Origin of the sequence: Actinomadura napierensis (assembly GCF_039529375.1) — a bacterium.
GTDB classification, from domain to species: domain Bacteria; phylum Actinomycetota; class Actinomycetes; order Streptosporangiales; family Streptosporangiaceae; genus Spirillospora; species Spirillospora napierensis.
Window position 1 is genome coordinate 13,200 of record NZ_BAAAMR010000089.1, and the last position, 26,684, is coordinate 39,883.

The following is a 26,684-nucleotide window of genomic DNA, read 5'->3' on the forward strand; positions in this document are numbered from 1 at the left end:
TTCCGCCATACCGGTGATGATCTTCGCTTATCGGCATAATCACGCGAATGGCGATGGCGCTCCCGGTGCGGATCCGCGGCGACGGTGTGCGCGTGGCGGTCGAGACCGACCCCGCGCACGCCCCGCTGCGCGACTTCCTGCTCAACGACCTGGGCGAGGACGTCGCCGCGATCATCCGCGCCAAGGGCCGGCTGAGCGCCGGGCTGGCCGAGCACGACGAGCACCGGCCCTGGCAGGAGCTGTACCGCTTCCACCGGCTCGACTTCGACGGGGCGGTCGTGCACCTGCGGGACGTCGGCGGCTGGTCGTCCTGCGACCTCGACCCCGCCGTGCTGCTGCGCTGCCTGGAGGAGTACCTGGAGCAGGTCGGCGCGGTGCGGCACCGGCAGATGCTGGAGGGCGTGCTCCAGGCGGGCACGTCGCGCTTCACGCCCGACCGGGACCTTCCGGTCGCGTTCCGGATCGAGGGTCCCGGCCGGATCGGGTGCGTCCCGGCGCCGGGCAACGAGCCGCTGGCCGGGCTGCTCGACGACGCCGAGTTCGTCCTCGGCCTCGACTGGATGCTCGCCGAGCTGGGCCGTCCGGGCGCGGCCGTGGCGTGGCCGGGCCGGGTGTTCCGGGTCGACGTCGCCGACGGCGTCGCGACCATCGAGGGCGAGGGCGGCGCCTACCTGTGCCTGGACGGCGAGACGTTCCGGCAGGTCGTCGCCGCTTTCCGGCAGGCGCGCACGGACAGCCTCCAGCCCGCCCGGGAGGAGCGCCGCGAGCCCGTCGCGGCCGCGCTCGCGCTCGGCGGCTCGTCCCGGCGGACCCGCGGCTGGGCGCTCATCCGGACGCCGCGCGCCACGCTGGAGGACGTCGCCGGCCTCACCCCGCATCCCGACGCGTGCATCCCGCACGGCGTGCTCGGCACCGGGTCCGGCGCGTGCTGGGCCGACCTCGCCGTGCTGGACGAGGCGGGCGGGCGGCTGCGCGGCGGCACCAAGACGTTCATGCCGCGCGGCATCGACGCGGACCGGCTGGTGGCGGACCTGCGGGACGCGCTGGTCCGGGCCCGTTTCCTGGCGTCCGTCCCCGGCGCGTGGGCGTCGTTCGTCTCGGGCGTGCCCGTGCACGGCTATGTCGACCCGGAGGAGGTGCGGCGGCTGCCGTGCGAACCGGTGCAGGTCGAGCGGGTCGTGCAGCACGTCCGGGTGTTCTTCCCGGAGCTGTCCGAGTCCGGCGCCGAACTGGAGGCGGCCGCATCGCGCGCGGCCGGGACGGCCCGTGCGGTGAACGGCCCACCGCACGTTCTCACGGCGTTCCTGCTGCATGACGTGCAGTGCCACCGGCACCACCTCGATGTCGTCCGCGCGGCGCGTCCCGGATGGGAGCACACCGGGAACGCCTGCCATCTCAAGCTCGATGTCCGGACCGTCCGGCTCGAACATCTCTGGTTGGACGGGCACGCCTGCGAGATGCCGACCGGGGAGTTCGCTCGCGTCCTGGAGGAGTACGAACGGCTCGCGGCGCTCTGATCCGTCCGGGCGTGGGACGGTGGAGCCCCACGTACGCGGAGGTTGCGCATGGCCATGCCGGGACGGCTGATCGACCGGTTCTTCGGGCTCCCCGATGCCGTGACCACGGACATCGGCATCGCCCGCGACCTGCGGATCCCCATGCCGGACGGCACGACGCTGGTCGCGGACCTGTACCGTCCGCGCGGCGCCGGACCGCTGCCCGCCGTGCTCATCCGGACGCCGTACGGCAAGCGGCAGGGCATCGTGCGGCTGTTCGCCGGGGTGCTCGCCCGGCGCGGTTTCCAGGTCGTCATACAGAATGTACGTGGCATACACGGGTCGGGCGGCGAGTTCCACGCCTTCCATGACGAGCGCGAAGACGGGCTCGCGACGCTGAAGTGGGTGCGGGCCCAGCCCTGGTGCGACGGACGGGTCGCGACGGTCGGCGCCAGCTATCTCGGCTACACGCAGTGGGCGATGGCGCCGTACGCGGACCCTCCCCTGGAGGCGATGGGGCTCGGCATCACCGCGTCCGAGTTCGTCAGCTCGTTCTACCCGGGCGGTGCGCTGGCTCTGCACAACACGCTGGTGTGGTCGTCGCTGATGGGAACGCGCGACGACAAGAAGCACCCGCTCCACAACCGCCGCGTAAGGGCCGCTATGCGGCACCTTCCGGTCGGCGAGGCCGACATGGCCGCTATAGGACGAGCCGAGCCGTTCCTACGCGAGGTCGCCGGCAACGTCGAGAACATCGAGTTCTGGCGGCAGACCGACCACAGCGACGGGGTCGCCGCGACGACGTCGCCCGCCAGCATGGTGACGGGCTGGTGGGACCTGTTCCTGCGCGGCCAGCTCCGCGACTTCACGGCCCTGCACGACGCCGGACGCCAGGCCCGCATCACCATCGGGCCGTGGGGTCATGACGCCAAGGCGCTGCGGGCCGTCCTCGCCGACCAGGTGTCGTGGCTGAACGCCCACCTCAACGGCGACGCGGCGGAACTGCGGCGCGCGCCCGTCCGGCTGTACCTGCAGAAGGCCGACCGCTGGCTCGACTTCCAGCAGTGGCCGCCGCCGGAGACCGCGCCGGCGCCGCTGTACCTCTCCCATGGCCTGACCTGGGACGAGCCGTCGCAGCCACTGGACCCCGCCGCGTTCACCTACGACCCGCTCGACCCGACGCCGTCCACGGGCGGACCCCTCCTCGCGCCGGGCCGGGGCGGGCAGCGCGACAACGGCCGGATCGAGGCGCGCGGCGACGTCGCCGTCCTGACCGGCGCGCGCCTCGACCGCGACCTCGACCTGATCGGTCCCGTGTCGGCGACGCTGCACGTCCGGACGGACACCGGGCATGCCGACCTGTTCGTCCGGCTCTGCGACGTCGACCCGGACGGCGTCTCCCGCAACGTCACCGACGGCATGCTCCGCATCGCCGCCGCGCCGGGCGAGACCGTCCGGGCGGAGATCGAGATGCACCCCACCGGCTACCGGTTCCGGCGCGGGCACCGGCTGCGCGTCATGCTCGCGGGCGGCGCGTTCCCGCGCTTCGCCCGCAACCACGGGCGCGGCGAGCCCGCCGGACGGGCCGTCGCGTCCCGCCGCGTCCGCATCGAGGTGATGCGCGGCGCCGGCCACCCGTCGGCGCTGCACCTGCCCGTCTGGGCGCCGTGACCTATCCGGCCTCGGCGGCGGCGGCGCGCAGTTCCTCGTACTCCTTGAGGACCTTCTTGCGCGCGCGGGCCGACAGGCGGTCGATGTAGACCTTGCCTTCGAGGTGGTCGGTCTCGTGCTGGAGGCAGCGCGCGAGCAGGCCCGTCCCCTCGACCGTGATGGGGTCGCCCTTGACGTCGAACCCGTGGACGGCCGCGCGGTCGGGACGGGCGACGCGGGCGTGCGGGCCCGGCACCGACAGGCAGCCCTCCTCGCTGTCGTCGAGGCGCCGGTCCGCCAGGTCCGGCAGTTCCAGCACCGGGTTGACGACCGTCCCCTTGTGCCGCCCGCCGTCCTCGTCCGGGCAGTCGTAGACGAAGATCCGCAGGTCGACGCCGATCTGGTTGGCGGCCAGGCCGACGCCTTCCGCCGCGTACATGCTGGCGAACATGTCGTCGGCGAGTTCCGCCAGCGCCGCGTCGAACTCCTGCACCGGCCGGCACGCCTGGTGCAGGACCGGCGTCCCGACCAGCGTGATCGGCCGCACCTGTCCCGCCATCCGATCTCCCTTCGACCTCGCCTCCATCCTGTCCCATCTCTCCCGGCGCCGCGCCGCCGGGATAACGGATAGATGTAATCGTCTTTTTCATCAGGCCGTTAATGGGCGAGCCGGCGGGCCGCGATGACGCCCGGTGCGTTTTCGCACGACCGTGCAAAAATGCACTCTCCGGACCGGCCCCTGCTTTGATCAAATGGTGGGGTCCACTTTGCACGGGAGGCGACGTCGGGAGTGACGGGCATGCGCACCGAGCGCGGGGCGGAACAGGAGCGCGAGCACGTCCGGATCGTCGTGCTCGGGCGGGTCGGCGTGGAGCGCGCCGGCCGCCTCGCGCTGCCCGCCTCCGGCATCGCCCGCGCGCTGCTCGGCGCGCTCGCCCTCGCCGGTCTCGCCGGGCTGACCGGCCTCGGCGACGACACGCTGAAGTCGCTGCTGTGGGGCACCCGCGAGTCCGTCATCTCCGACTCGACGCTCGCCGTCGCGGTGTACCGGCTGCGCCGCTGGCTGACCGAGACCGCCGGGCCGGGCGTCGAGGTCGTCCGCACCACCAACGGGTACGCGCTGGAACTGCCCGGCGCCGAGGTCGACGCGGCGGTGTTCCGCCGCGCGGTCGCCGACGCGGCGATGCTGCCCGCCGGCCGGCGCGCCGGCGCGCTGGAACGGGCGCTCGGGCTGTGGCGCGGCCGGGCGCTGGAGGACGTCTCGCCCGACTCCGTCGACCAGGCCGCCGTCGAGCGGCTGGAACGCGAGCGGGTCGAGGCGGCGATGGAGCACGCCCGGACGGTGCTCGCCGCCGGCGCGCCCGAGCGCGCCCTTCCGCACCTGAACCCGCTGGTGCGCGACCACCCGCTGGACGAGCAGCTGCTCGCCGTGTGGATCGAGGCGCTCGCCTCGTGCGGGCGGCAGGCCGAGGCGCTGGAGGCCTACGAGGAGGCGCGGGCCCGGCTGCTCGACCAGCTCGGCGTCGACCCCGGAGCCGAGCTGCGCGACGTCCACCTGCGCGTGCTGCGCCAGGAGACCGGCCCCGCCGCCTCCGGACCGTCCGGGGACGACCCGGGCGGCGACCGCTCCCCGGGCCGGCAGGCCGAGAGCGACCGCGTCCGCCCCGAGCGGCCGAGCCAGCTCCCGCCCGCCGTGCCGGACTTCACCGGGCGCGGCGACCAGATCGGCAGCATGCTCGCGCTGCTGTCGGACGACGGTGAGGGCGACGCCCCCGTCTCGGTGTCGGCCGTCGCCGGGATGGGCGGCATCGGCAAGACGACCCTCGCCGTGCACATCGCGCACCGCCTCCGCGGCGCCTTCCCCGACGGCCAGCTCTTCGTCGACCTGCGGGGGGCCGAGCGCGACCCCGCCGACCCCGCCGAGGTGCTCGGCCGGTTCCTGCGCGCCCTCGGCGTGAACGCCGCCGCCGTCCCGGAGAGCCCCGGCGAGCGCGCCGCGCTGTACCGCAGCATCCTCGCCGACCGGCGCATCCTCGTCGTGCTAGACAACGCCGCCGACGAGACGCAGGTCGAGCCGCTGCTGCCCGGCGGCCGGCTGTCCCGCGCCGTCATCACCAGCCGGACCCGGCTCACCGCGCTGCCCGGCGCGCGGCTCATCGAGCTGGACGTGCTGACCCCCGAGCAGGCCGTCGGCCTGCTCGCGCACATCGCCGGCCCGGACCGGGTCGCCGCCGAGCCGGAGGCCGCCGCGACGCTCGCCCGGATGTGCGGGCACCTGCCGCTGGCGCTGCGGGTCGCCGGCGCCCGGCTCGCCGCCAAGGCGCACTGGAGCATCGCCGGTTTCGTCCGCCGGATGCGCGAGCAGGGCCGGCTGGACGAGCTGACGCAGCGCGGCCTCAGCGTCCGCACCACCCTGCACCTCAGCTACCAGGGCCTCGGCCCGGACGCGCGGCGGCTGTACCGGCTGCTCGGCCTGCTCGACGCGCCCGACGTCGCCTGCTGGACCGCGGCGGCGCTGCTCGACCGCCCGCCCGGCGAGGTCGGCGAGCTGCTGGAGACGCTGGTCGACGCGCAGCTGCTGGACGCGGCGGGCCTGCCCGCGGTCCCCGGCGCGCGACCGCCGGACGCCGGTACCGGCGGCCCCGCCGACGTCGGGGTCTCCGGGGTCGTCCGCTACCGGTTCCACGACCTCGTCCGCGACCACGCCCGCGAGCTCTGCCGGGACGAGGACGACCCGGACGAGCGCGCCGCGGCGCTGCGGCGGGTCGCCGGCGGCTGGCTGTACATGACCGACCGGATGGTGGAGTTGGTCACCGGCGGCGGCGACGTCCTCGGGGCGGGCGGCGCGGCCCGGCATCCGCTGGACGACGCGACGATCGGCTGGTCGCTCCGCCACCCGGCGGCGTGGATGGAGGCCGAGCGGCTCGCGCTCATCTCCGCCGTCCGGCAGGCCGCGCGGCTCGGCGAGTCCGAGCCGAGCTGGGAGCTCGCGGTCCGCGCGGGCGTCCTGCTGCAGCCGGTGCACTACACCGACGACTGGCAGCAGGTCGTCGCGGACGCGCTGCCGGTCGTGCGGGCGGCCGGCGACCTGCGCGGCGAGGCGGCGCTGCTGGAGCGCACCACGGAGCTGGCGTGCGCGCGCCGCGACTACGACCGGGCGCTGCGGTCCGTCCGCGCCGCGCTGCGGCTGTTCGAGGAGACCGGGAACCCGCACGGCACCGCGCTCGCGCTCCGCCAGCTCGCCACCGTGCACCGGATGACGGGCCGGTTCGGCGACGCCGAGGCCGACGGGCGGCGGGCCCGCGAGCTGTTCCGGCGGGTCGGCGACGTCGCGGGCGAGTCCCACGCCGTGCTGGTGATCGGCTGCTCCCAGTACGAGCGCGGCGCCGCCCACGACGCGGTCGGCGTCCTGGCCATGGCCCGCGACCTGGCGCGCCGCGCCCGCTACACCAGCGTCGAGCTGCAGGCCGGGTACTGGATCGGGCAGGCGCTGCTGGCGCTCGGCCGGCCCGGCGAGGCCAGGCCGCTGTTCGAGCACATCGACGAGGCGGGCACCGCGGCGGGCAGCCGGCTCGTCGGGATGTACGCCGCGCACGGCCTCGGCTGCACGAGCTTCGCGCTCGGCCGCCCGGAGGAGGCCGAGCGGTCGCTGCGGCTGGCGCTGAGCCTCGCCGAGGAGCGCGCGGACCCGCTGATGCGGGCGCGCATCCTGTACGTCCTGGCGGACCTGTACTGGGACCGCGGTGACCTCCCGGCGGCGAGGCGGCTGCTGGAACGCGCCCTGAAGCTGGCCACCGAGGTGTCGGTGCCGCTGTGGCGCGCCAAGTGCCTGTTCCTGCTCGGCGCCCTCCTCGACGTGGCCGGGCCCGGCGACGGCGGGGGCGGCGACGCCCCGGCCGACCCGCGCCGCGAGGCGCTGGAGATCTTCGAGGCGCTCGGCGTCCCCACCGAGGCCGGGTCGGTCGCGCACCTGCTGTGGTGACCACCGCCGCCGCGTGCGACGGACCGACCCCCGTGCGGCCCGTCCCCTGACCCGGGCGGACGTACCGTCCCGGTGCGGTGGATCTCCACGGCGGCAACGGTAGGACGGCCGGATTACACCTCGCTTACACCTGCCCCCGCGGCGCGAACCGATCGGCCGCACCGGCCGTCCGTGCGCGCGGAGGGAAGGTGTGCGAACGCGGAGCGTGTTCCGTTCGTCGCACACAGTGCACCGTTCGTCGATGCGGCCGGTTGAAGCCTCGATCGGCCGGTGAGCGGCTCGCTACCGTCTTCTCATCCGCAGGGCGCCCCGCGCCGAAGCCGCTTCGGGGGGAGCGGCCGTCCCCAGTGCGCGTTCGGGCCGGCCCGCGGAACGGGGGGAGAGGGGTCACTCTGGGGGGAGTGGCCCCTCTCCGTAGTTCTCGGCCCGGCTCCGCGCCTCCGCCGCTTCACCGCTTTGTAACTTCGCTATAAGCCCGCCGGAGATAAGGCGTCGCCGCATAAGCAGCGGCGGACGCCCGGGCGGCCCACAATTCTGGAACCCGCGATAACCCACCCGTCGCGGTTCCGGCTAGTGAAGGGCTCGCCCCGATGAACAGGCACGTCGCCAATTCGTTCCGGCTTCTCCCCGTCGCCGCCGTGCTCGCCGCCGGCGCGGCCCTGGCACCGGCCGCCAGCGCAGCACCCGCGAAACCGGTGAAACCGGCGAGCACGATAAGGCTCGCCGACAATCCGTATCAGCGCGGGCCCGCGCCGACCGAGGCGAGCGTCACCGCGGAGAAGGGCCCCTTCGCCATCGAGACGATCCCCGTTCCGGCGGGCAGCGGCACCGGCTTCAACAAGGGCACCATCTACGCGCCCACCGACCTCAGCCAGGGGACGTTCGGCGCCATCGTCGTCTCGCCCGGCTTCGTCTCCCCGGAGGCGTGGATCTCCTGGTACGGGCCGCGCCTGGCCTCGCAGGGCTTCGTCGTCATGACCCTGGAGACCAACAGCCTCGTCGACGTCCCCGCCGCGCGCGGCGACCAGCTCCTCGCCGGACTGGACTGGCTGACCGGCAAGAGCAGCGTCAAGAACCGCATCGACACGAGCCGCACCGCCGTGATGGGCCATTCCATGGGCGGCGGCGGGACGCTGGAGGCCGCCAACAAGCGGCCCTCGCTCAAGGCCGACATCCCGCTCGCGCCGTGGGACACGAACTACAACTTCCCCAACATCGCGACCCCGACCTTGATCATGGGCGCGGACAACGACTTCATCGCGCCCGCCTCGTCGATGGCGGAGTCGTACTACAACAACATCAAGACGGCCCCGGAAAAGGCGTACCTGCTGCTGAAGAACGCCGGCCACATGACCTTCGTCTCGCCGAACACCACCATCGCGAAGTACTCCATCGCGTGGATGAAGCGGTTCGTCGACAATGACACCCGCTACGACCAGTTCCTCTGCCCCGCGCCGAAGCCGGACGCCGGCATCGCGAAATACCTCGACACCTGCCCGAACGGCTGATCCGGCTCCCGACCCCGCCCCGGGACGGCGGCGGCGACCTGCTCACCGGTCGCCGCCGCCGTCCCGTGCCGTCAGGCGGGAGACAGGCGCCGGTCCCCGGAGTCGAGGCGGACCAGGTGGTGCAGCAGGAGTAACAGTTCGATGCGGCGGTCCGGATCCAGCATGATCCCGCCGAGGCTCTCCTCCAGCCGCCGTATCCGGTACCGGACGGTCTGCTCGTGCACGAGGAGCCGCTCCGACGCCGCCACCGCGTTGTCGCGGCACTCCATGTACGTCAGCAGCGTCCGCGACAGCGCGTCCCGGCGGTGCGGAGCGAGGTCCATCAGCGGCCCGAGCCGGGCGGCCAGCGCCACGTCCAGCAGCTCCTCGCTCTGCGCCGCGACCAGGCTCGGCAGGTGGTCCAGGCAGCGCAGCGGCTCCTTGCCGGGCAGCACGCCGCGCTCGATCAGCGCGAGCGCCCGCCGCGCCCAGCGCAGCGACAGCGCGGCCCGCGCCGGCGGGACGGTCGGCCCGATCGCCGCCGCGCGCGTCCCGGTGATCGCCGCCGGCAGCCGGTCCTGGCCGGGGCCGTCCGGGTCGGGGCAGATCACGTACGGGTCGGCGGCGTCCCAGTCGGCGAGGAACGCCGGCGGCAGCACCGGGACGGCCTGCCCGGGATCGAGGCGGAACGCGACCACCGCGAGCGTCCGCGGCACCTGCCAGCCCGCCGCCCGCGCCAGCTCCCCGATCGCCTCGTCGCTGGCCGGCGGGTCCATGACCAGCAGGTCGCGCAGCCGCCGGCGGAAGCGCTCGCGCTCGCCCGCCAGCTCGCCCTGCGCCCGCGCGTACCCCTGCCCGGCCGCGCCGGCGATCCGCTCCAGGAACACGAACAGCGACTCGGTGATCTTGCCGAGGGTCTCCAGCGACCAGCCGAGCCGCCGCGCGTCCTTGATGAACCGGCGGCAGGCGACCTGCCCGCTGACCCGGATCGCGGTCTGCAGTCCGTCGAGGCTGCGGCCCTTGCGCGCCTCGTACGCGCCGATCCCCTCGAAGATGCCGGTGACCGTCCCCCAGTCGATGTCGGGCCGGCCGATGGCGTCCACGAACTGCCGGACGCTCTGCTCGACGGCCCACCGCATCCGGCGCCCGTAGCGGCTCTCCGGCGGCCGCGCGTACTCGGGGACGAGCCCCTGGATCTCGCCCACCATCTCGGCCGCCGCCGCCTCCAGGTGCGGCCGCAGCGGCTCGGCGAGGCCGGCGGGCACGCCGGCCAGCGGGAAGTCCGAGGCGGCGGGACGGGCGGCGGAACGCGCGGCGGACGAGGCGGCGGAACGGGCGGACCGGCTCAAGGCACCCTCCTGGAACTCGCGACCCGGAAGCCACCGGGCCTACCAGGTTGCGCCCGGCGGCGCCCCGGCGCTAGGCAGGGACGGGATGGTTCCGGCCGCCCCGATTGTCAGCTCCCTGACAGCCGCCGCGGCCTCCCGGCGTCGCCGGCGGCGGCGCCGTCGATGACGGTGAGCAGGTCGCGCAGGGTTTCGCGCTGCTCGTCCGACAGCGGGGAGAGCACCTCGCGCGCCGCCTCCCGCCGGGTGCCCGTGATCGTCGCGCGGACGTCGCGTCCCTTCCCTGTCGGCCGGACGAGCAGGGACCGGCGGTTGGCCGGGTCCGGCTCGCGGGTGACGAGGCCGTCGGCCTCCAGGGCGTCCACCAGCGTGGTGGCGGAGCGCGGGACGATGTCGAGGCGCCGGGCGAGGTCGGTCATCCGCAGCGGCCCGTCGGTGCCGACGATGACGCGCAGGGCCCGCGACTGGGCGGGGGTGAGGCCGAGCGGCGCGAGCCGTTCGACCTGGTGCCGGCGTATGCGCTTGGCCGCCCGGAGGAACAGGTCGGCCAGATCGTTCTCCATGCCGCCGAGCCTAGCTCATAGTTGTGCAGAAATAATTATGAGCTAAGCTCAGTTAGGCTGAGGAACCCCCGGAGCGAAGGAGCCGCCCATGGCGAAGGACCCCACCGCGAACCCCGCCGCCAAGCCCACCACCAGCCCCGCCACCAAAGACTTCGACCGCCAGCGCATCCTGCGCCTGTTCGTCCCCTACCGCGCCCGGCTCACCGCCGTCGCGCTGCTCGTCGGCCTGTCCGCGCTCGTCTCGCTGGCCTCGCCGTTCATGCTGCGCCACATCCTGGACGTCGCGCTCCCGCAGGGCCGCACCGGACTGCTGTCCGTCCTCGCCCTCGGCATGATCGCCATCTCGGTCGCGACCAGCGTGTTCTCCGTCCTGCAGACCTACATCTCCACCGGCGTCGGCCAGCGCGTCATGCACGACCTGCGCACCGCCGTCTACGCGCACCTGCAGCGGATGCCGCTGGCGTTCTTCACGCGGACCCGCACCGGCGAGGTCCAGTCGCGGATCGCCAACGACATCGGCGGCATGCAGTCCACCGTCACCAGCACGGTCACCTCGCTGGTCTCCAACTTCACCTCCGTCACCGCGACCGCCATCGCGATGCTCGCCCTCGACTGGCGGCTCACCCTCGTCACGATGGTCACGCTGCCGTTCTTCGTGTGGATCAGCCGCCGCGTCGGCAACGAGCGCCGCAGGATCACCGCGCGGCGGCAGCGGCAGCTCGCCGCGATGTCGGCGATCGTCGAGGAGTCGCTGTCGGTCAGCGGCATCCTGCTCGGCCGCACCATGGGCCGCTCGCCCGCGCTCACCGACCGGTTCGCCGGCGACTCCCGCGACCTCGCCGACCTGGAGATCAGCGCGAGCATGGCGGGACGGTGGCGGCAGTCGACCATCCAGATCGTCATGGCGGCGATGCCCGCCCTCACCTACTGGGCCGCCGGCCTCACCGTCTCGCAGGGCCACCCGCTGGTGTCGATCGGCACGCTCGTCGCGTTCACGACCCTGCAGACCAGCCTGTTCCGGCCGACCGTCCAGCTGCTCCAGACCTCGGTGGACGTGCAGAGCTCGATGTCGCTGTTCGGGCGGATCTTCGAGTACCTCGACCTCGAACCCGGCCTGGAGGAGCCCGCCGCGCCGCGCCCGCTGCCCCGCGCCCGCGGCCACGTCCGCTTCGAGCACGTCGGCTTCTCCTACGAGCCCGGCGCGGAGGCGCTCACCGGCATCGACCTGGACGTTCCCGCCGGGTCGTCGCTCGCCGTCGTCGGCGAGACCGGATCCGGCAAGACCACCCTCAGCTACCTCGTGCCGCGGCTGTACGACACCACGTCCGGACGCGTCACCATCGACGGCGTGGACGTGCGCGACCTGTCGTTCGCCGACCTGTCCGCCGCCGTCGGCGTCGTCTCCCAGGAGACCTACCTGTTCCACGCGTCCGTCGCCGACAACCTGCGCTTCGCCAAGCCCGACGCGACCGACGCCGAACTGCACGCCGCCGCCCGCGCCGCGCAGATCCACGACCACATCGCCGGGCTGCCGGACGGTTACGACACCGTCGTCGGCGAGCGCGGCTACCGGTTCTCCGGCGGCGAGAAGCAGCGCCTCGCCATCGCCCGGACGATCCTGCGCAACCCGCCGATCCTCGTCCTGGACGAGGCGACCAGCGCCCTCGACACCCAGACCGAGCACGCCGTCCAGCAGGCCATCGACGCGCTCGCCGAGGGACGCACCACCATCACCATCGCGCACCGGCTGTCGACCGTTCGCGACGCCGACCAGATCGCCGTCCTCGACCACGGCCGCGTCGCCGAGCGCGGCACGCACGCCGAGCTGCTCGCCGCCGGCGGCCCGTACACCGCGCTGGTCTCCCGCGACGAGGACCTGACCCCCGCCGCCTGACGGGTGCCGCCCGACCGGCGCCGCCTGATCGCGGGCGCCCGGCCGGCGGGCGCGGAGCTGAAAGGGCGATCTCCCTGCGCCGGCCGAACCGGAACTCTTGGCAAAGTAATCCAAATCATCGGTCAAATGGAATCGGATTCCCCGGCAATGGCGAGAAGATCGGTGCGGCCCATGTGATGGTTCCGGCGGACTGTCGCGATGACCCTTTTCCTCGGCGCGGTGCGGAAAACTTGACGCGTCGGAGGTCGACTTCCGGGGCACGCTGCGGAATGGTCTCCGACATGGATTCCCGAATTCGAACCTCCACGGCCGCCGGTCCCACCGGCTGGCTGCTCACCTTTCTCGGCGCGCGCGAGCAGGCGATGCGCTCGCACAGCGGCCTCGCGGCGGGTCCCGCGGAATGGCTGCTGGTCTTCCTCGAGGTCGAGCGGGCGGAACTGACCGCCCGGCAGCGGCCCGCCCTGCTGTCCCGCCGGGGCCGGACCGAGGAGTACCCGTTCGGCCGCATGAACGCCCGCAGCGCATAGAGACGAAGGTCATGATCATCGAGATGTTCCTCGCCGCCCTGATCGGCGGCGCGATCGGAGTCGCCGAACTCATCGCCCGCTACCGCGACAAGCCCGTCGCGGCGCTGCTGTCCCCGGGCGGGCTGCTGTTCGCCCTGGTCAACACCGGCGCGTCCGTGGTCGCGCTGATCGCGGTCACCGCGGCCGGCTGGCGGTTCGGGCTGCCCTACACGATGCCGCCGACCGCGCTGCTGGTCGTGCGGGTCATCGCCGCGGGGCTCGGCTCGGCCGCCGTCCTGCGTATGTCGTTCGCCCCGGCGCAGACGACCGCGACCGGCACCGGGCCGGTCGCGCTGCTCAACGGGATCCTGCGGATCGCCGACGGCGAGCTGGAGCGCAAGCGCGCCCTCAGCCGGCTCTCCCACAACGACCTCGCGGAGCTGTCGTTCGAGCGCGACCACGCCGCGCTCGCCGAGCTGTGCTGCCACCTCATGCGCGAGTTCGACCTGGCCGAGGCGCAGCGGCTCGGCGGCCTCGCCGCCGAGCTGAGCGCCCGCGACGACCTCACCGACGCCGACAAGCTGGACTGCTGGGGGCTCGAGCTGACCCGGCTGGTCGGCGAGCGGGCCCTGCGGCAGGCGGCCAGGCGGCTGCGCGACCGCCCGCACGAGGAGGCCCGGGCCGTCCCCGCCGACGACGAGCGGCTCGCCCCGGTCGCGGCCGAGCCGGACCATCCGGCCGAGCCCGCGACGGTCCCGCCGCCGCGCCCGCCGCTCGGCAAGACCTCGCGGCTCGCCTCGCACGCGAACGGCAGGACCGAACGCAAATCGTTCAGCGATGTCTGACACGCGGTGAAGACCGGTGTGCCCCCCGCCCGGGGCACACCGGTATTTCATTGCGAGGGCTATTTCGGCCGGACGGCGGACGGCGCCCTTTCATCGCGATCTTCCAGAACCGCGGCGATGCGGTGCAGCGCCTCCGCCATCGAGATCATCGCCTGCACCTGGGCGGCCGCCATGAGATTTGCCGGCGACGGGTCCGCGGCCTGCGCCTCGGCCGACGCGTCGCACGCTTGCTGGCTCCACCAATGCACCCGCCGATCCTATTCGAACCGACCATTCCGCACCGGCCGCCGCGCGGTCGCAACCGAAAGGCCCCGATCCCGTGAGCACGCGCCCGCCCGCCCCGCGCCCCGGCCCGCCGAACGCCCCGCACCCGCGCTGGACTGGCAAACCGCTCCGCCGCCTGACCACCGGGGAGCTGGCCGAGGCCCTGGAGTACCTGGAGCGGCACCGCCCCGACGACGACGTCCTCGGCCGCGCGCTGGCCGGCGAGTTCGCCCGCCGCACCGCCGCCGAGCACCACGCGTTCCATTTCGACTGACCCCCGGGCCCGTCCCCCGTCCCCGGGCCCGGGCTGGCCGGTGCCGGGCTTTTCGCCCGCTCTCGTTGCGCCGCGGCGGCCCCGTTCGCGACCATGGAGCCGATGGGCTCGGCTCCCGCGCGTTTCCGGGAGCGTCGTCGCGCGGCGGGAGGGGGCCGGATGGCCGTCGTTTCGGTGGACAACGGTGCGGGCGGAGCGCGCATCCTCATCGAGGTGGACGAGTCCGACGACGAGGCGGCCGGCGCCGACCTGGCGGAGATCTACGGGGACGCCACCCGCGGCGGGCTCGCCGAAAAGGTGATCAAGCTGAGCCGGCCGCTGTTCGCCGAGGCGCTCGACCTGGTCGAGTCGTGCGCCGAGGCGATGCACGCGCGGCTGGAGGCGATGACCGACGCGAGGCCGGACGAGCTGGAGATGCAGCTCGCGGTGAAGCTGGACACCAAGGCCGGCGCGAAGATCGTCGAACTCGCCGGCGGCGCGCAGCTCCAGGTCGTCATGCGCTGGACCGGCCTGCGCGGCGGCGGCGCGGACCCCGAATGACCATCGAGATCCTCCCGTACAGCCGCATCGTGGGGCAGCGTCCGCTGCTGCGGGCGCTGGAGCTGTGCTTCGTGGCGCCGTCGATCGGCGGGCTGCTCATCACCGGGGAGCGCGGCACCGCGAAGTCCACGACGGTCCGCGCGTTCTCCCGGATGGTGCACGGCGGCGCGCTGCCGGTGACGCTGCCGATCAACGCCACCGACGACCGGGTGCTCGGCGGCTGGAACGTCGACGCGCTGATGCGCGGCGCGCCGGAGCGGCAGCCGGGCCTGCTGGAGCAGGCCGGCGGCGGGCTGCTCTACGTCGACGAGGTGAACCTGCTGGACGACCACGTCGTCGACCTCATCCTGGACGTGGCGTCGACCGGCGTCCTGGTCGTCCAGCGCGAGGGGCTGGACCTGCCGGACGTCCCGGTGTCGTTCACCCTCGTCGGCACCATGAACCCCGAGGAGGGCGGGCTTCGGCCCCAGCTGCTCGACCGGTTCGGGATGGTCGTCCCGGTGACGGCGGCGCGCGGCGCGGCGGAGCGGCAGGAGATCCTGCTCACCGTGCTGAGGTTCGAGCGCGAGTGCGCGCGGGCCGTCGCGGACGGCGGCTCGCCGTGGCTGGAGGAGGGCCGTGCCCGCGACCGGCGGCTGCTGGACCGGCTGGCGGCCGCGCGCGACGCCTGGCCCGGCGTCGACCTCCCGCCCGCGATGGCCGCGCTGTGCGCGCGGGTCGCCGAGGCGTTCGGCGCGGTCGGCCACCGCGCCGAGGCGGTGACGGCGCGCGCCGCGATCGCGCTCGTCACCCTCGACGGCCGCCGGGAGGTCACCGCCGCCGACGTCGCGGAGGCCGCGCCGTACGCGCTGCCGCACCGCAGGCCCGACGCCGCCCACGGGGACGGCATCGGCTGGACCGGCGAGGACGCGCGGCGGCTGGCCGCGCTCGGCGCGCAGGCCTGACCGTGGCCGGCGCGGCGTCGGACCGGGTGGGGACGGCGCTGTCCTGCGCGGCCGCCGACGACCGGCTGTCCGGGGTGCTGTTCCTCGGCATGCCGCCCCGGACGCTCGTGGAGGTCGCCCGCCGGTTCGCCGACGGGTTCGGCCCCCTCGTCGTGCTCGGCGCGGCCACCACCGACGACGGGCTGTGGATTGCCGTGGACGCCGGGCGCGACGGGCTGCGGATCGTTCCCGGCCGCCTCGCCGCCGACCGTCCCGCCGTCGCGGCGGTACCGGACCTGGCCCGCCTCAGTCTCGCGGGCCGGCGCGCGGCGGTGAGCGCGCTCGGCGCCGACGTCGCGCACGTGGAACGGCACGGGCTGAGCGTCGCGTGGCGCCCGCGGACCCGGTGGCTCGCCGCCTGCGCGCGGGCGGACGCGGCCCGGCTGCCGCCGCACCTGCTCGACCGGTTCCCGCTCCGGATCGACGCCGCCGGGCTGGCCGACGGGGCGCGCGGCGTGCCGATCCACCGGCCGCCCGCCGGTCTCCCCGTCCCGGCCCTGCCGGAGGACGCGGCCGCACGGGCCGTCGAGCTCGCCGGACCGGACGCGGGCACCCGCACCGACCTCGCCCTCGCCCGGACCGCCCGCGCGATCGCCGCGCTCCGCGGCGCGGGCGCGGCCACCCCGGCGGATGTCGATGAGGCGGCGCGGCTGCTCGGGCTGCTCGCCGGGCCCGGCCCTCGCGCCGCGTCCGGCGCGTCCGGTCCGGCGGACCCGATCGCATCGGCCGGGACGGCGGACGCCACGGGCGACGCGCCGCCGCGGCTCGTCACCGAGCCCGTCAACGCCGTGATCCCGATGACGGCCGAGGCCCTGGACCCGGCCGTCACCGAACCCGCGCCGCTCGCGGGCGCGTCCCCCGGCCCGTCCTGCGGGACGGCCCGCGCCCGGCCGGACGACGAGCCCGGAGACGCCGAACGGCTGCCGCTGCGCGCCCCGCTCGCGCCGGGGCGGGGCCGCCGCGACGCCCGCGGCCCGTCCATCGGCACCGTCCGCGCCACGGACCTGCACGACCTCGCCATCGTGCCGACACTGCTCGCCGCCGCCCCCTTCCAGGCCGTCCGCTGCCCGGGCCACCACGAGGCGCGCCCGCCGCATCCGCTGCACCTCGCGGCGGCCGACCTGCGCGCGCACCGCCGCGCCGCCCGGCCGCCCCTCATGGCCGTGCTGCTGCTCGACCACACCGCCGGCGCGGACTGGCCCGACGCGCTCGCGCCCTACCTGCACTGGATGTACACCGCGCGGGCGACGGTCGGCCTGATCGAGGTCGGGACGGGCGACGACGAGCTGCGCGCCCGCCTGCTCACCACCCGCAACCTGCTCGACCCGCGGGTCGCGGACGCGCTGGACCGCCCGCCGGGACGCGCGACCCCGCTGGCGCACGGCCTCCTGCTCGCCGAGCGGCTGCTGCGCCGGGAACTGCCCGCCGCCGACGCGGTACTCCTCGTCGCGACGGACGGCCGCGGCAACGTCCCGCTGTCCGCGAGCCGGACCGGGCGGCTCGTCCCGCCCGTCTCCACGCAGGGCGTGGACGACGCGCTGGCCGTTGCCGCGCGTATCCGCAGGCTGGCGGGGGTGCGCAGCGTCGTCCTCGACCCGGGTCCCCGGCCCCAGCGGTTCCTGACCGCCCGGCTCGCCGAAGCGCTCGGCGCCGAACTGCGGTCCGCCGGCGACCCGCAGGACACCGGGCCGGCGGGAGAGCCGGAATGGTGAACCGCTCGCGGTGGCGGCTTCCCGGGCTCCTGCCCGCCCCGGTGCCGCCCCCGAGCCCCCCACCCGACTCCGGGCCGTCCGACCTGGAACAGCCGAGCGAAGAACCGCGCGGCCTCGGCGCGGGCCCGGTGGACGCGCACGCGTCCCTGCCGCAGGCCACCGCCCAGCTGACCGTCCAGCGCGCCCGGCTGGACGGCGCCGGCGAACCGGTCTTCGAGCTGGTGGGCTTCTGCTGCTGCGGCGAGGACCTGCCCCCGACGCGCAACGGGCGGCACGGCCGCCCGCCGCGCATCGCGCTCGGCACGCTGATCTCGGGGGAGTCCGGCGGGGAGTCGCCGACCCGCAGCCTGAACCGGATGCGCAGCTGGTCCAGGAGCAAGTACGAGCTGCTCGGCTGGATCCGCCGGATCCGGGACCGGCACGGCGACGACCTGCGGCTGATCATCTGGGACGACAGCGGGTTCGAGATCCCGTGGGAGCTGCTCTGGGTCGACCAGGCCGGGTCCGGCGGGCCCGGCGCGTGGCTCGGGGCGCTGGCCGTCGTCACCCGCTGGACGACCGTCCACGCGCCCGGCGGCCCGCTCCCGTACGCGTCCGCCGACCGCCGTGGGAGCGTCGCGGGCTACGTCGCCGACGAGATGAGCCGCGACCGCGACCTGCTGGCCGCACACCGCCTGTCGCCCACCCTCTGGGAGCTGATCTCCCATCTGGAGACGTCGGGCCCCGGACCGGCCCTGGTCTACATCGCCTGCCACGGCGAGTACGGGAGCACGGGGTTCGATTTCACGCTCGGTGACCTGGCCGTCGGCGAGGTCGACTGGCGGACCTTCCCGCGCGTCGCGGACGGCGGCGGGCTGGTGTTCGTCAACGCCTGCCATTCGGGCCGGCTTATAGACGACCCCGAGTACAACGACGCCACCACGCGCGGGTTCGCCGAGGTGTTCCTGCGGTCCGGCGCGGCCGGGTTCCTGGGCACGGCGGGAGCCGTCCTGGAGGACGAGGCGCACCGGGTCGCCGCGCACCTGCTCGCCGGCATGGGCGAGCCGTCCGGCCTCGGCGTCGCGACCGCGCTGCGCGACTACCGCCGGACGATCGCCGTGACGGACCTGCCGCCGGTCGCCGACCGCCCGCGGAGCAAGGAACTGCTGCCTTTCGTGAGCGCCTTCATGTACTTGTACTTCGGCGGCCCGGACACGACCATCGCCTTGTACGGCGGAGGCGGGTGACATGGCGACGACGACCCTGGGACTGGAGGTCGAGCCGGTCGTCCGCTGGCCGCGGCGGATGACGCCCGGCACCACCTACCTCGTCGAGGCCGACCTGCGGCTCGCCGGCGACGGCGGCTGGCCGTACGAGGAGGAGGAGTTCTCCTTCACGTTCCTGCTGGACGGCGGGCCGGGGATCGCCGTGGAGGCGATCGGCGAGTCCACCCTGGTGCTGCACCGGTTCGGCGGGACGTACGGCCCGGTCCGCTTCGCCGCGGTCGCGGGCGAGCACGCCGGCCCCGGCGCTCTGTGGCTCAGCCTGCTCACCCCGCGCGGGATCATCGCCCGCACCGACGAGCTGAAGGTCACCGTGGCGCCGCCCGCGAGGCAGGACGAGCCCGAGGAGACGTCCGTCCTGCCCGACCTCACGCGCCAGGTCCCGGACCGGACGCCGGCGCGGCCCGGCGCGGCGCACTTCCTGACCGTGCAACTCCAGCCCAGCGGAGTCGACGACGACGGCTACCTCGTCACGGTCTGGGCGCAGGAACAGGGCGACCACCCGGTGCCGTTGCGCATGGACGACCAGGCCACACCGCTCCGCGACATCCCGGCATCGCTCGCGGAGCCGTTCAACGAGTTCCGCGGCAGGGTGAACGGGTCCGAGATGATGATCGAGTTCATCCTGCCCAACCGGATGCTCGACCTCCCGGTCGAACGGTGGACGATCGGCGCCGAACCACTGGGCAGCGTGGCGCCGGTCGTCGTCCGCAGCTACGAGCGGATCCACTCCTCCGACGCGGCGCTGCACGACCGCTGGCGGCGGCACTGGGAGCGTCTGCATTCACCACAGGCCGCAGTGGCGGCGTTCGTCGTACAACCACAATTCGAGTGGCACGATCAGAGCAACGCCGACCTCCTGACCCTCGAATTCACGCCAAGGTCATTCGCTCCTATGGTGGATGCGGGACTGCCCGCGATCGTCTGGCGGCGGGCGGGGGACACTCGCAGTTCCGAAGAGAACCCCTTTGTGTCGACGTTTCATAGCAGGGACCTGCCGCGGTTGCCGCAACTTGTCCATGAGTGGCGCAGGTCGGCGCAAGAGCGGGGGCAGGAAGTGGGTTTCGGGCTGCTGTGGGACGATCCCGGCCGCTTCCCTGGCGGGTTCCCTGCCCTTCGGGCACCGTTGTGAGGAACAGGCCGTGATCGACGCCGCGCACCCGGAGCGATGAGGTGGCCATGACGGGACCCGACGACAGCTGGCTGATCTACCAGGGGACGGGCGAGCCGCACGCCGGCATCAGGCGCCTCCCGCCGCCGCCTCCCTGGCGCACGTTCGGCGGGCGCGGCCCCGACTACTCGCAGCCTCCGCGCGGGTCCGAGGTGCACGAGGGCGCGCGGCGGTTCGGGAACCCGCAGTCGTACCGGACGCCCGCCGAGACCGTGGAGATCATCAACGCGGCGCTGCTGCTGCGCCGGCCGCTGCTGGTCACGGGCGCGCCGGGCACCGGCAAATCCACGCTCGCGTACGCGATCGCCTACGAGCTGCGGCTCGGCCGCGTCCTGTACTGGTCCGTCAACAGCCGCTCGACGCTCGCGCGGGCGCTGTACGAGTACGACGCGCTGGGCCGCGCGCAGGACGCCAACCTGCCGCCGCCCGCGGGCCCCCAGGAGGTCGGCCCACCGGATGCCGGCCCGCCGGAGAACCCGGCGAGCGACATCGGCGGCTACATCCGGCTCGGCCCGGTCGGCACCGCGCTGCTGCCGGGCCCGATGCCGCGGGTGCTGCTGATCGACGGGCTCGACAAGGGCGACCTCGACCTGCCGGGCGACCTGCTGCCGCTGATGGAGGACGGCGCCTTCATGATCCCGGAGCTGGCGCGGGTGGCGTCGCGGCTGCCGTCGGTCGAGGTCATGACCGACGACCCGGGCGGCCACGCGGTGCTGCGCGGCGGCCTCGTCCGCTGCCGGGAGTTCCCCATCGTGGTGATCACCAGCAACGGGGACCGCGACTTCCCGCCCGACTTCGTCCGCCGCTGCGTGCGGCTGGAGATCGCCCGGCCGGACCGGGCGCGGCTCTCCTCGATCGTCGCGGCCCACCTCGGGACGGACGCGGCGGCCGGCGCCGAGGACGTCGTCCAGCGGTTCCTCGAACGCGGCGAGCACGGCGACGTCGCCGTCGACCAGCTGCTCAACGCCATCTACCTGACCTCCCACGGGATCCGGGAGACGCAGCAGCGCGCGCGGCTGGTCGACCTGCTCCTGCGGGACGCGCGGGACGGCCGCCCGTGACGCTCGACCGGCTGCTCGCCCTGCTGGAGGAGACGGGCGGCCCCCTCGACGCGCAGGCGGTCGCCGACGTCATCTGGCTCGCCGGGCACCTGCCGGCGCGTCCGCTGGAGGCCGCCAAGGGGCCGTCCGAAGGGCCGCCGCCGCGCGCCCAGGGGCTGGACCTCAGCGCCGCCGCCCTGGTCAACGCCCTGCGGCCGCTCGCCCGCGAGGGCACGTCCCGCACGGACTTCGTCCTGGACGAGGAGGCGACGGCACGCGCCTCTGCGGGGGCGCATGCGCTCTCGCCCGTGCTGCGTCCGGCCGCGGGCCGCGGCCTCGACGCCGCCCTCGTCGTCGACGACGGTGCCTCGATGGTCGTCTGGCACACCTGGATCACCGAGGTGACCGAGCTGCTGCGGCGCTCGGCGAGCTTCCGCGACGTGCGCGTCCGGCTCCTCGACACCGACGGCGACCTGGTGTTGCGCGGCGCCGGGTCCGGGGCGCGTGTCGGCACTTCGGACCCGCTGGGCGCCTCCGGCCGGGGGATCGTGCTCGTGCTGAGCGACTGCGTCGGACGGGCCTGGCACGACGGGACGATGGCGGGGCTGCTGGAGCGCTGGGGGAGCGGCGGACCGGTCGCGGTCGTGCAGCCGCTGTCCGAACGCCTGTGGCGCCGCTGCGGGCCGGAGCTGGTCCGGGTGCGGTTCTCGGTGCGGGCGTCTCGCGCCGCCACCGCCAACAACCGGCTCCGCGTCGCGACGGCGTCCGGCGAGCCGGTGCCGCCGGGTGTCCCCGTCCCCGTCATCCGGCTCCGGCCCGACTGGATCACCTGGTGGGTCCGGCTGGTCACCGGCCGCACCGGTGCCGCGCGAGAGGGCGTCGCGCTGTTCACCGGGGCGGCCCCGCGCCGCGTCCCGCCCGCCGACCCGGCCGCGGAGCCGGGCTCGGCGCGCGACCGGGTCGGCCGGTTCCGCGCGGCGGCGTCCCCGCCGGCGTTCCGGCTCGCCGTCCGGCTGTCCGCCGTTCCGCTGACCCTGGACGTCATGCGGATGGTCGGGGCGGACACCGCCGGCGTGGGCGATCAGCAGCTCGCGGAGGTGCTGCTGGGCGGGCTCCTGCACCGCGTCGCCGGCCCGGACGCGACGTACGACTTCACGGCCGGAGTCCGCGCCGAGCTGCGCTCCCACCTGGACGCCGGGGAGGCACAGTGGCTCGAACGCCGGGCGGCCGAGCGCCTGCGCGCCCGGACCGACCGCGAATGACCGGCCCGGCCGGGGTAGGAAGGGCCGTATGGGACGTGATGTGAGGGTGCGCCGCGTCTACGACGACGCCGCGGACGGCGACGGCGAGCGGATCCTGGTGGACCGGGTGTGGCCGCGCGGCCTGTCCAAGGACCAGGCCCGTCTCGACCGCTGGGAGAAGGACGTCGCCCCGTCCACTGAGCTGCGCAAGTGGTACGGGCACGCCGTGGACAGGTTCGAGGAGTTCCGGCGCCGCTACGACGCCGAACTGAAGGACCCGGACCGCGCCGCGGCCCTCGCCCGCCTGCGCGACGACGCCGACCCCGGCCCGCTCACGCTCCTCACCGCCACCAAGGACGTGGACCACAGCCAGGCCGCCGTGCTCGCCGCCATCCTGGTCTCCTGACGCGGATTGCTACTCGGCGGTAACTGAGTATCCGCGCCCATGCGCCGGGACACCGCTGTGCGGCACCGTGTCCGGCATGAGCGATCGCACCACCGCCCTCGGCCGCCGCCTGGTCCCCGCGGCGCGCGCCGTCCTGTGGACGCAGGCGGCGCTGCTCGTCTCCGCCGGGCTGGCGATGGTCGCCTTCGGGGAGGCGGCGACGGGCGCCGAGGCCCGCGTGGGTACCGCGATGATGTTCCTGGCCGTCTACCCGTTCGCGCTGGCGGCGGCGGCCGTCGCGCTCGCCGCCGCGTTCCGCGCCCGCCGCCCGAGCACCCGCGGCTGGGCCACCGCCTACGAGGCGTTCCTCCTGCTGGTGACCGGCCCGTTCGTCAACCACCCGCACCCCGCGATCGCCGCCCTCGGCCTCTGCTCCATCCTGACCACCGCCTTCGTCATCACCGTCATGGCGTCCCCCCTCGCCACCCCCCACTTCCCCGCGAATGCCTCGCCGGGCGGGTCAGACGGTGGTGAGGCCCAGGGCGCGGAAGGTGACTCGCTGGTCGAACCAGAGGAGGGTCACGGTCGCGGCGGCCATGCCGGTGGCGAGGGCCAGGTGCGCGGCGGTGCCGGTCACGTCCGCGCCGAGCGTGCCCAGCACCACGTGCAGGCCGACGCGCAGCGCGATCAGCCCGACCGCGATCTTGCGGGTGCGGCCGTTCTTCAGCATCGCCTTGACCAGCTTGACCCGGCGGCGCAGCACCGTCAGGCCGACGACCGCGTTCACCGCCGCGATCCCCACGAGGACGACCCACGCGAAATGCCAGACGTGGCAGATGTCGTACGCCGCGCCCAGCACGCCCTCGAAGGCGAAGAACCAGATCGGGAGCGGCTTGATCGCGTCCAGCCCGTCCGGCCGGGCCGGCTCGGCGGTGGCCTTCTGACGGGTGAGGGTGGCGTGCATGTCCGCTCCTTGGGTGCCATGTCCTGCTGACACCTTGATCGTGCCGTTCGGAGCGGGGGCGCCGGCAGAGCCGTTCCTCGCATGTTCGGCCGGGACAAATGTCCTGCCTCGCGGCGAATGCGGCTAGCCGGCGGTGGCCAGCGCGGTGGCGTGCGCCGTCACCAGCGTGCGCAACGCGCGCTCGCTCTGGCCGTCGGCCGGGGTGAGGACGAAGAGCCGCTGGTCGGAACCGTCGAGCGCGGCCAGCATGTCGTAGGCGACGGTCAGCGTGCCGGCCGTCTCGTGCCTGATCCGCTTGACGCCCCGCGACCGCTCGTGGACGCGCTGGTCGTCCCACCACACCGCGAACTCGCGGCTGGCCGCCCGCAGTTCGGCGATCAGCTCGGCCAGCCGCGGGTCGTCCGGGTGGCGGGCCTGGTTGACGCGCAGGTTGCCGACCATCTCGCGGGCGAACTGCGCCCAGTCGAGATTGGTCTCCCGGGTGTCCGGCACGAGGAACAGCATCCGGGCGGTGTTGCCCAGCGGCCCGTGGCCGAACTCCGGGCCGAACAGCGCGGACGCCGCCGCGTTGCAGGCCAGGACGTCGAATCGGAAGTCCACCACGTAGGCCGGCAGCAGCGGCATCCCCTGCAGGACGGCGCGCAGGCTCCCGCCGAGCGGCGCCGGGACGTACTGCGGCGGCGGCGCCTCACCGCGCGCGATCAGATGCAGATGGACGCGCTCGGCCGGCGACAGCAGCAGCGCGGCGGCGATGCCGTCCAGGACCGCCGATCCGGGCGTGCCGACCCGTCCCTGCTCCAGCCGGACGTACCAGTCGACGCTGACGGCCGCGAGCTCGGCCACCTCCTGCCGGCGCAGCCCGGGCGTGCGGCGGCGGCCCAGGCCGGCGAGCCCCACCTCCTCGGGGCGGACCCGTTCCCGCGCGGCCCGCAGGAAGGCCGCCAGCTCGTCGCGTCGTGGCGTCATGGGTCCTAGCATCGCCCATCCGGGGTGCGGTGAGGGTGGCACTCCGCGTACCAGGATGCGGACGGCCTGTACCAGCACGCGAGACGGCGCGATCGTCGGAGCCATGAGGAAACGAACCGTCACCGCACTGACCATCGCCGTCACCACCGCGTCCGTCGCCGCGGCGTCCGCCCAGACGGGCCCTGACTTCGGGTACCACAAGGTCCGCGCGGGCGTCCCGAAGCACACCGCCCACTTCAGTGTGACCAGCCCCGACCTGGCCCACGGCAGGTTCCCCGCCGCGTCCTACTCCGACTCCTTCGGGTGCACGGGCGGCAACGTCCCGCCCCGGCTGCACTGGTCCGGCGCCCCCGCCGCCACCAAGAGCTTCGCCGTCACCATGTTCGACCGCGACGCCCCCACCGGCAGCGGCTTCTGGCACTGGTCGGTGCGGAACCTGCCGGCCACGGCCGCCGCCGTCCCCTCGGACGCGGCCACGGGCGTCAACGACGCCGGGACGGCCTCCTACCTGGGCCCCTGCCCGCCCGCCGGCGACGGGCCGCACCAGTACACGATCACGGTGCTGGCCCTGGACGTCCCGGACGCGGGCGTTCCCGCCACCGCGAGCCCGGCCATGGCCTCCTTCGCCATGGGCTCCCACGTGATCGCCACCGCCCGCATCACCGCCACCGCCGCCTCCTGACCCCTTGTGGTCAGGATCGGGGAAATCCGCCGGTCTCAGCTGCTTGACGCTGGCTGACAAGCAGCTGAGACTGGGCGGACTCCCACAGGAGGACCACTTGGACGGGACACGGGCGCGCGGCGTCACCACCGAAACCCACACGGCGCTCTACCGGCAGCTCGTCACCGAGATCGAGGCGCGGTTCCTCGCCCCGCTCGACGCGCTGCTGGACGGCGCCGAGCCGCTGGCCGCCCTCCGCCGCCGGCTGGACGCCGACGCGCAGATCTGGGCGTCCCAGCTGCTCGGCCCCGACGAGACCCTCGCCAGGTCCGCCGCCGCGCGGGTCCTGGCGGCGGTCAACCCGTTCGACCCGCCGCCGGACTGGTGGGGGACGCCGTTCGGACGCGTCGTCCTGCGGCTGATCGGCCACCCCGGCCGCGAATCGGTCAGCCGATCCGTCGCCGGCGCCATGCTCGGCATCACCCGGCAGGGCGTCCAGGACCTGGTCAATCGCGGCAAACTGGCCCGCCACCCGGACGGCGGCGTCAGCGTCGCCTCGATCCGAGACCGCGCCAACCGATGACCACCGAACGGCACGGCGGAACATGCCGCCTGGTGCATTCCTCCGCCCGCCATCCACGACGAGGCCCGTCGTCTCGCGACGGAATGCGGCGGCCACTATTTGAACTACTTGCCGCCGGCGCTGACGCCTTGACCGCCGCACCTCCATCGGACAAGGTCGGCCGCGTCCCCCTCGACCGCATCCCCCCGGAATGGGTGGTCGTCGGCGCGGGCAGCAGCGCGACGTCTACTGCGATCGACCACGAGATTCGCCGCCGAGGCTTGGCCAGCCGCCTCGCCATCGCCCGATCCTAAGAACTCCGCTTACTCCCCGGGATGGACGTCGAGCGCCGATGACTACGCGACCGGAACGCCGTCCCGCATCGAAAGCATCGGCCACCCCCAAATGGAGCCCGGCTCCACCGGGCCGAACGGCGCGGACGCGGTGAACGGTTCAATGCGGCCGTGACCGCCGGGCATGCGCGCCCGCTCGAAGTCGATCACGTTCGCCTCGCGGGACGCCCAGCCGGTTGACAGCAAGACACCGTCGCGCTCCAGCCCCTCGAACGCGTCCAGACATAAGCGCGCCACCAACATTGCCCAGCACGCCGAACACCGGACCACCCGGCACCGCCGATCCAGGCAGCACCTCGGCGGCGCCGAGCCTATGGCCGCGCTCGGGATCGCCAACTGAGGCGACTACGCGCACTTCAAGACGAAGGACGCCCTCGTCGGGACGATGCTCGCCGATGTGCCGGATCCGGGTACCACGGTTGCATTCTGGTAAATGCGTATGGGGCTTCTTGATCGGGTGTTCGGCTGTTAGTGGGAAGGGTGTTCGTGTGGTGGGGTGGCGCTGGCGTACGGGGCCGCCCCTCCAAAGTCAAGGGC

At 74.5% G+C, this 26,684-nt stretch carries 25 protein-coding genes; 18 read left to right on the top strand and 7 right to left on the bottom strand.

The window, feature by feature from the left end; translation table 11 throughout:
* The first annotated feature begins 47 nt into the window (after nt 1-47).
* Both ABD296_RS36370 and ABD296_RS36375 read left to right on the top strand, forming a co-directional pair.
* Nucleotides 48-1,517: a hypothetical protein gene (locus ABD296_RS36370; protein ID WP_344278162.1), complete on the top strand. Its 1,470-nt coding sequence runs from the start codon at nt 48-50 to the stop codon at nt 1,515-1,517.
* Between the two features lie 48 nt (nt 1,518-1,565).
* Nucleotides 1,566-3,167, top strand: coding sequence for a CocE/NonD family hydrolase (locus ABD296_RS36375; protein ID WP_344278165.1), 1,602 nt, complete (start codon nt 1,566-1,568; stop codon nt 3,165-3,167).
* Nucleotide 3,168: 1 nt separating this feature from the next.
* Here ABD296_RS36375 and def read toward each other — a convergent pair whose 3' ends face one another.
* Entirely contained in the window at nt 3,169-3,705 is a 537-nt protein-coding gene (def, locus tag ABD296_RS36380) for a peptide deformylase (RefSeq protein ID WP_344278168.1), read from the bottom strand.
* A 240-nt stretch (nt 3,706-3,945) separates the two neighbouring features.
* Here def and ABD296_RS36385 point away from each other — a divergent pair, with 240 nt between their 5' ends.
* Nucleotides 3,946-7,128, top strand: coding sequence for an ATP-binding protein (locus ABD296_RS36385; protein ID WP_344278171.1), 3,183 nt, complete (start codon nt 3,946-3,948; stop codon nt 7,126-7,128).
* 590 nt (nt 7,129-7,718) lie between these two features.
* Complete coding sequence (locus ABD296_RS36390) at nt 7,719-8,636, top strand: dienelactone hydrolase family protein (RefSeq protein WP_344278174.1); 918 nt, start codon at nt 7,719-7,721, stop codon at nt 8,634-8,636.
* A gap of 71 nt (nt 8,637-8,707) precedes the next feature.
* On the opposite strand, the gene ABD296_RS36395 is transcribed toward ABD296_RS36390, so the two are convergent.
* Together ABD296_RS36395 and ABD296_RS36400 are read right to left on the bottom strand one after the other, a co-directional pair.
* Nucleotides 8,708-9,964 carry a PucR family transcriptional regulator gene (locus ABD296_RS36395; protein WP_344278176.1) on the bottom strand — a complete coding sequence of 419 codons (1,257 nt, stop codon included), beginning with the start codon at nt 9,962-9,964 and terminating at the stop codon, nt 8,708-8,710.
* Nucleotides 9,965-10,071: 107 nt separating this feature from the next.
* The gene (locus ABD296_RS36400; protein WP_344278178.1) at nt 10,072-10,524 is read right to left on the bottom strand and encodes a MarR family winged helix-turn-helix transcriptional regulator; all 453 of its coding nucleotides are present in this window, start codon (nt 10,522-10,524) and stop codon (nt 10,072-10,074) included.
* An 88-nt stretch (nt 10,525-10,612) separates the two neighbouring features.
* Between ABD296_RS36400 and ABD296_RS36405 the strand changes: the two genes are divergently transcribed.
* The 3 genes from ABD296_RS36405 (at nt 10,613) to ABD296_RS36415 (ending at nt 13,769) form a co-directional block, all read left to right on the top strand.
* Complete coding sequence (locus ABD296_RS36405) at nt 10,613-12,418, top strand: ABC transporter ATP-binding protein (protein ID WP_344278181.1); 1,806 nt, start codon at nt 10,613-10,615, stop codon at nt 12,416-12,418.
* Nucleotides 12,419-12,699: 281 nt separating this feature from the next.
* A complete protein-coding gene (locus tag ABD296_RS36410) occupies nt 12,700-12,945 on the top strand; it encodes a hypothetical protein (protein ID WP_344278184.1) in 246 nt (81 codons plus the stop codon).
* Nucleotides 12,946-12,956: 11 nt separating this feature from the next.
* Complete coding sequence (locus ABD296_RS36415; protein ID WP_344278186.1) at nt 12,957-13,769, top strand: hypothetical protein; 813 nt, start codon at nt 12,957-12,959, stop codon at nt 13,767-13,769.
* A gap of 59 nt (nt 13,770-13,828) precedes the next feature.
* On the opposite strand, the gene ABD296_RS36420 is transcribed toward ABD296_RS36415, so the two are convergent.
* A complete protein-coding gene (locus ABD296_RS36420; RefSeq protein WP_344278189.1) occupies nt 13,829-14,017 on the bottom strand; it encodes a hypothetical protein in 189 nt (62 codons plus the stop codon).
* A gap of 71 nt (nt 14,018-14,088) precedes the next feature.
* On the opposite strand from ABD296_RS36420, the gene ABD296_RS36425 reads away from it, so the two are divergent.
* The 9 genes from ABD296_RS36425 (at nt 14,089) to ABD296_RS36465 (ending at nt 22,662) form a co-directional block, all read left to right on the top strand.
* Entirely contained in the window at nt 14,089-14,307 is a 219-nt protein-coding gene (locus ABD296_RS36425) for a hypothetical protein (protein ID WP_344278192.1), read from the top strand.
* A gap of 159 nt (nt 14,308-14,466) precedes the next feature.
* The gene (locus tag ABD296_RS36430; RefSeq protein ID WP_344278194.1) at nt 14,467-14,847 is read left to right on the top strand and encodes a CU044_2847 family protein; all 381 of its coding nucleotides are present in this window, start codon (nt 14,467-14,469) and stop codon (nt 14,845-14,847) included.
* Entirely contained in the window at nt 14,844-15,791 is a 948-nt protein-coding gene (locus tag ABD296_RS36435) for an AAA family ATPase (RefSeq protein WP_344278197.1), read from the top strand. Before ABD296_RS36430 ends, ABD296_RS36435 begins: the two co-directional genes overlap by 4 nt.
* A gap of 2 nt (nt 15,792-15,793) precedes the next feature.
* Nucleotides 15,794-17,542, top strand: coding sequence for a hypothetical protein (locus tag ABD296_RS36440; RefSeq protein WP_344278200.1), 1,749 nt, complete (start codon nt 15,794-15,796; stop codon nt 17,540-17,542).
* Complete coding sequence (locus tag ABD296_RS36445; RefSeq protein ID WP_344278203.1) at nt 17,536-18,768, top strand: CHAT domain-containing protein; 1,233 nt, start codon at nt 17,536-17,538, stop codon at nt 18,766-18,768. Before ABD296_RS36440 ends, ABD296_RS36445 begins: the two co-directional genes overlap by 7 nt.
* 1 nt (nt 18,769) lies before the next feature.
* Complete coding sequence (locus ABD296_RS36450) at nt 18,770-19,936, top strand: VMAP-C domain-containing protein (protein ID WP_344278206.1); 1,167 nt, start codon at nt 18,770-18,772, stop codon at nt 19,934-19,936.
* Between the two features lie 47 nt (nt 19,937-19,983).
* Entirely contained in the window at nt 19,984-21,036 is a 1,053-nt protein-coding gene (locus ABD296_RS36455) for a MoxR family ATPase (RefSeq protein ID WP_344278209.1), read from the top strand.
* On the top strand, nt 21,033-22,277 hold the full coding sequence (locus ABD296_RS36460; protein ID WP_344278212.1) for an SAV_2336 N-terminal domain-related protein: 1,245 nt from the start codon (nt 21,033-21,035) through the stop codon (nt 22,275-22,277). The genes ABD296_RS36455 and ABD296_RS36460 overlap by 4 nt, the downstream gene beginning before the upstream one ends.
* Before the next feature lie 28 nt (nt 22,278-22,305).
* Nucleotides 22,306-22,662 carry a DUF488 domain-containing protein gene (locus ABD296_RS36465; protein WP_344278214.1) on the top strand — a complete coding sequence of 119 codons (357 nt, stop codon included), beginning with the start codon at nt 22,306-22,308 and terminating at the stop codon, nt 22,660-22,662.
* A 499-nt stretch (nt 22,663-23,161) separates the two neighbouring features.
* On the opposite strand, the gene ABD296_RS36470 is transcribed toward ABD296_RS36465, so the two are convergent.
* Nucleotides 23,162-23,605, bottom strand: a complete 444-nt coding sequence (locus tag ABD296_RS36470) for a hypothetical protein (protein WP_344278216.1) — start codon at nt 23,603-23,605, stop codon at nt 23,162-23,164.
* Between the two features lie 123 nt (nt 23,606-23,728).
* Nucleotides 23,729-24,571 carry a helix-turn-helix transcriptional regulator gene (locus ABD296_RS36475; protein ID WP_344278218.1) on the bottom strand — a complete coding sequence of 281 codons (843 nt, stop codon included), beginning with the start codon at nt 24,569-24,571 and terminating at the stop codon, nt 23,729-23,731.
* 103 nt (nt 24,572-24,674) lie between these two features.
* Here ABD296_RS36475 and ABD296_RS36480 point away from each other — a divergent pair, with 103 nt between their 5' ends.
* Entirely contained in the window at nt 24,675-25,253 is a 579-nt protein-coding gene (locus ABD296_RS36480; RefSeq protein WP_344278221.1) for a YbhB/YbcL family Raf kinase inhibitor-like protein, read from the top strand.
* Nucleotides 25,254-25,350: 97 nt separating this feature from the next.
* Nucleotides 25,351-25,815, top strand: a complete 465-nt coding sequence (locus ABD296_RS36485) for a hypothetical protein (protein WP_344278224.1) — start codon at nt 25,351-25,353, stop codon at nt 25,813-25,815.
* A gap of 335 nt (nt 25,816-26,150) precedes the next feature.
* On the opposite strand, the gene ABD296_RS36490 is transcribed toward ABD296_RS36485, so the two are convergent.
* Entirely contained in the window at nt 26,151-26,390 is a 240-nt protein-coding gene (locus ABD296_RS36490; RefSeq protein WP_344278226.1) for a hypothetical protein, read from the bottom strand.
* Nucleotides 26,391-26,684: the final 294 nt, after the last annotated feature.

Coding starts and splice junctions, on each gene's coding strand:
- ABD296_RS36455 (WP_344278209.1), top strand. CDS start 19,984: ATGACGGGACCCGACGACAGCTGGCTGATCTACCAGGGGACGGGCGAG.
- ABD296_RS36405 (WP_344278181.1), top strand. CDS start 10,613: ATGGCGAAGGACCCCACCGCGAACCCCGCCGCCAAGCCCACCACCAGC.
- ABD296_RS36385 (WP_344278171.1), top strand. CDS start 3,946: ATGCGCACCGAGCGCGGGGCGGAACAGGAGCGCGAGCACGTCCGGATC.
- ABD296_RS36475 (WP_344278218.1), bottom strand. CDS start 24,571: ATGACGCCACGACGCGACGAGCTGGCGGCCTTCCTGCGGGCCGCGCGG.
- ABD296_RS36445 (WP_344278203.1), top strand. CDS start 17,536: ATGGTGAACCGCTCGCGGTGGCGGCTTCCCGGGCTCCTGCCCGCCCCG.
- ABD296_RS36430 (WP_344278194.1), top strand. CDS start 14,467: ATGGCCGTCGTTTCGGTGGACAACGGTGCGGGCGGAGCGCGCATCCTC.
- ABD296_RS36410 (WP_344278184.1), top strand. CDS start 12,700: ATGGATTCCCGAATTCGAACCTCCACGGCCGCCGGTCCCACCGGCTGG.
- ABD296_RS36390 (WP_344278174.1), top strand. CDS start 7,719: ATGAACAGGCACGTCGCCAATTCGTTCCGGCTTCTCCCCGTCGCCGCC.
- ABD296_RS36400 (WP_344278178.1), bottom strand. CDS start 10,524: ATGGAGAACGATCTGGCCGACCTGTTCCTCCGGGCGGCCAAGCGCATA.
- ABD296_RS36415 (WP_344278186.1), top strand. CDS start 12,957: ATGATCATCGAGATGTTCCTCGCCGCCCTGATCGGCGGCGCGATCGGA.
- ABD296_RS36435 (WP_344278197.1), top strand. CDS start 14,844: ATGACCATCGAGATCCTCCCGTACAGCCGCATCGTGGGGCAGCGTCCG.
- ABD296_RS36370 (WP_344278162.1), top strand. CDS start 48: ATGGCGATGGCGCTCCCGGTGCGGATCCGCGGCGACGGTGTGCGCGTG.
- ABD296_RS36375 (WP_344278165.1), top strand. CDS start 1,566: ATGGCCATGCCGGGACGGCTGATCGACCGGTTCTTCGGGCTCCCCGAT.
- ABD296_RS36470 (WP_344278216.1), bottom strand. CDS start 23,605: ATGCACGCCACCCTCACCCGTCAGAAGGCCACCGCCGAGCCGGCCCGG.
- ABD296_RS36480 (WP_344278221.1), top strand. CDS start 24,675: ATGAGGAAACGAACCGTCACCGCACTGACCATCGCCGTCACCACCGCG.
- ABD296_RS36465 (WP_344278214.1), top strand. CDS start 22,306: ATGGGACGTGATGTGAGGGTGCGCCGCGTCTACGACGACGCCGCGGAC.
- def (WP_344278168.1), bottom strand. CDS start 3,705: ATGGCGGGACAGGTGCGGCCGATCACGCTGGTCGGGACGCCGGTCCTG.
- ABD296_RS36450 (WP_344278206.1), top strand. CDS start 18,770: ATGGCGACGACGACCCTGGGACTGGAGGTCGAGCCGGTCGTCCGCTGG.
- ABD296_RS36490 (WP_344278226.1), bottom strand. CDS start 26,390: ATGTTGGTGGCGCGCTTATGTCTGGACGCGTTCGAGGGGCTGGAGCGC.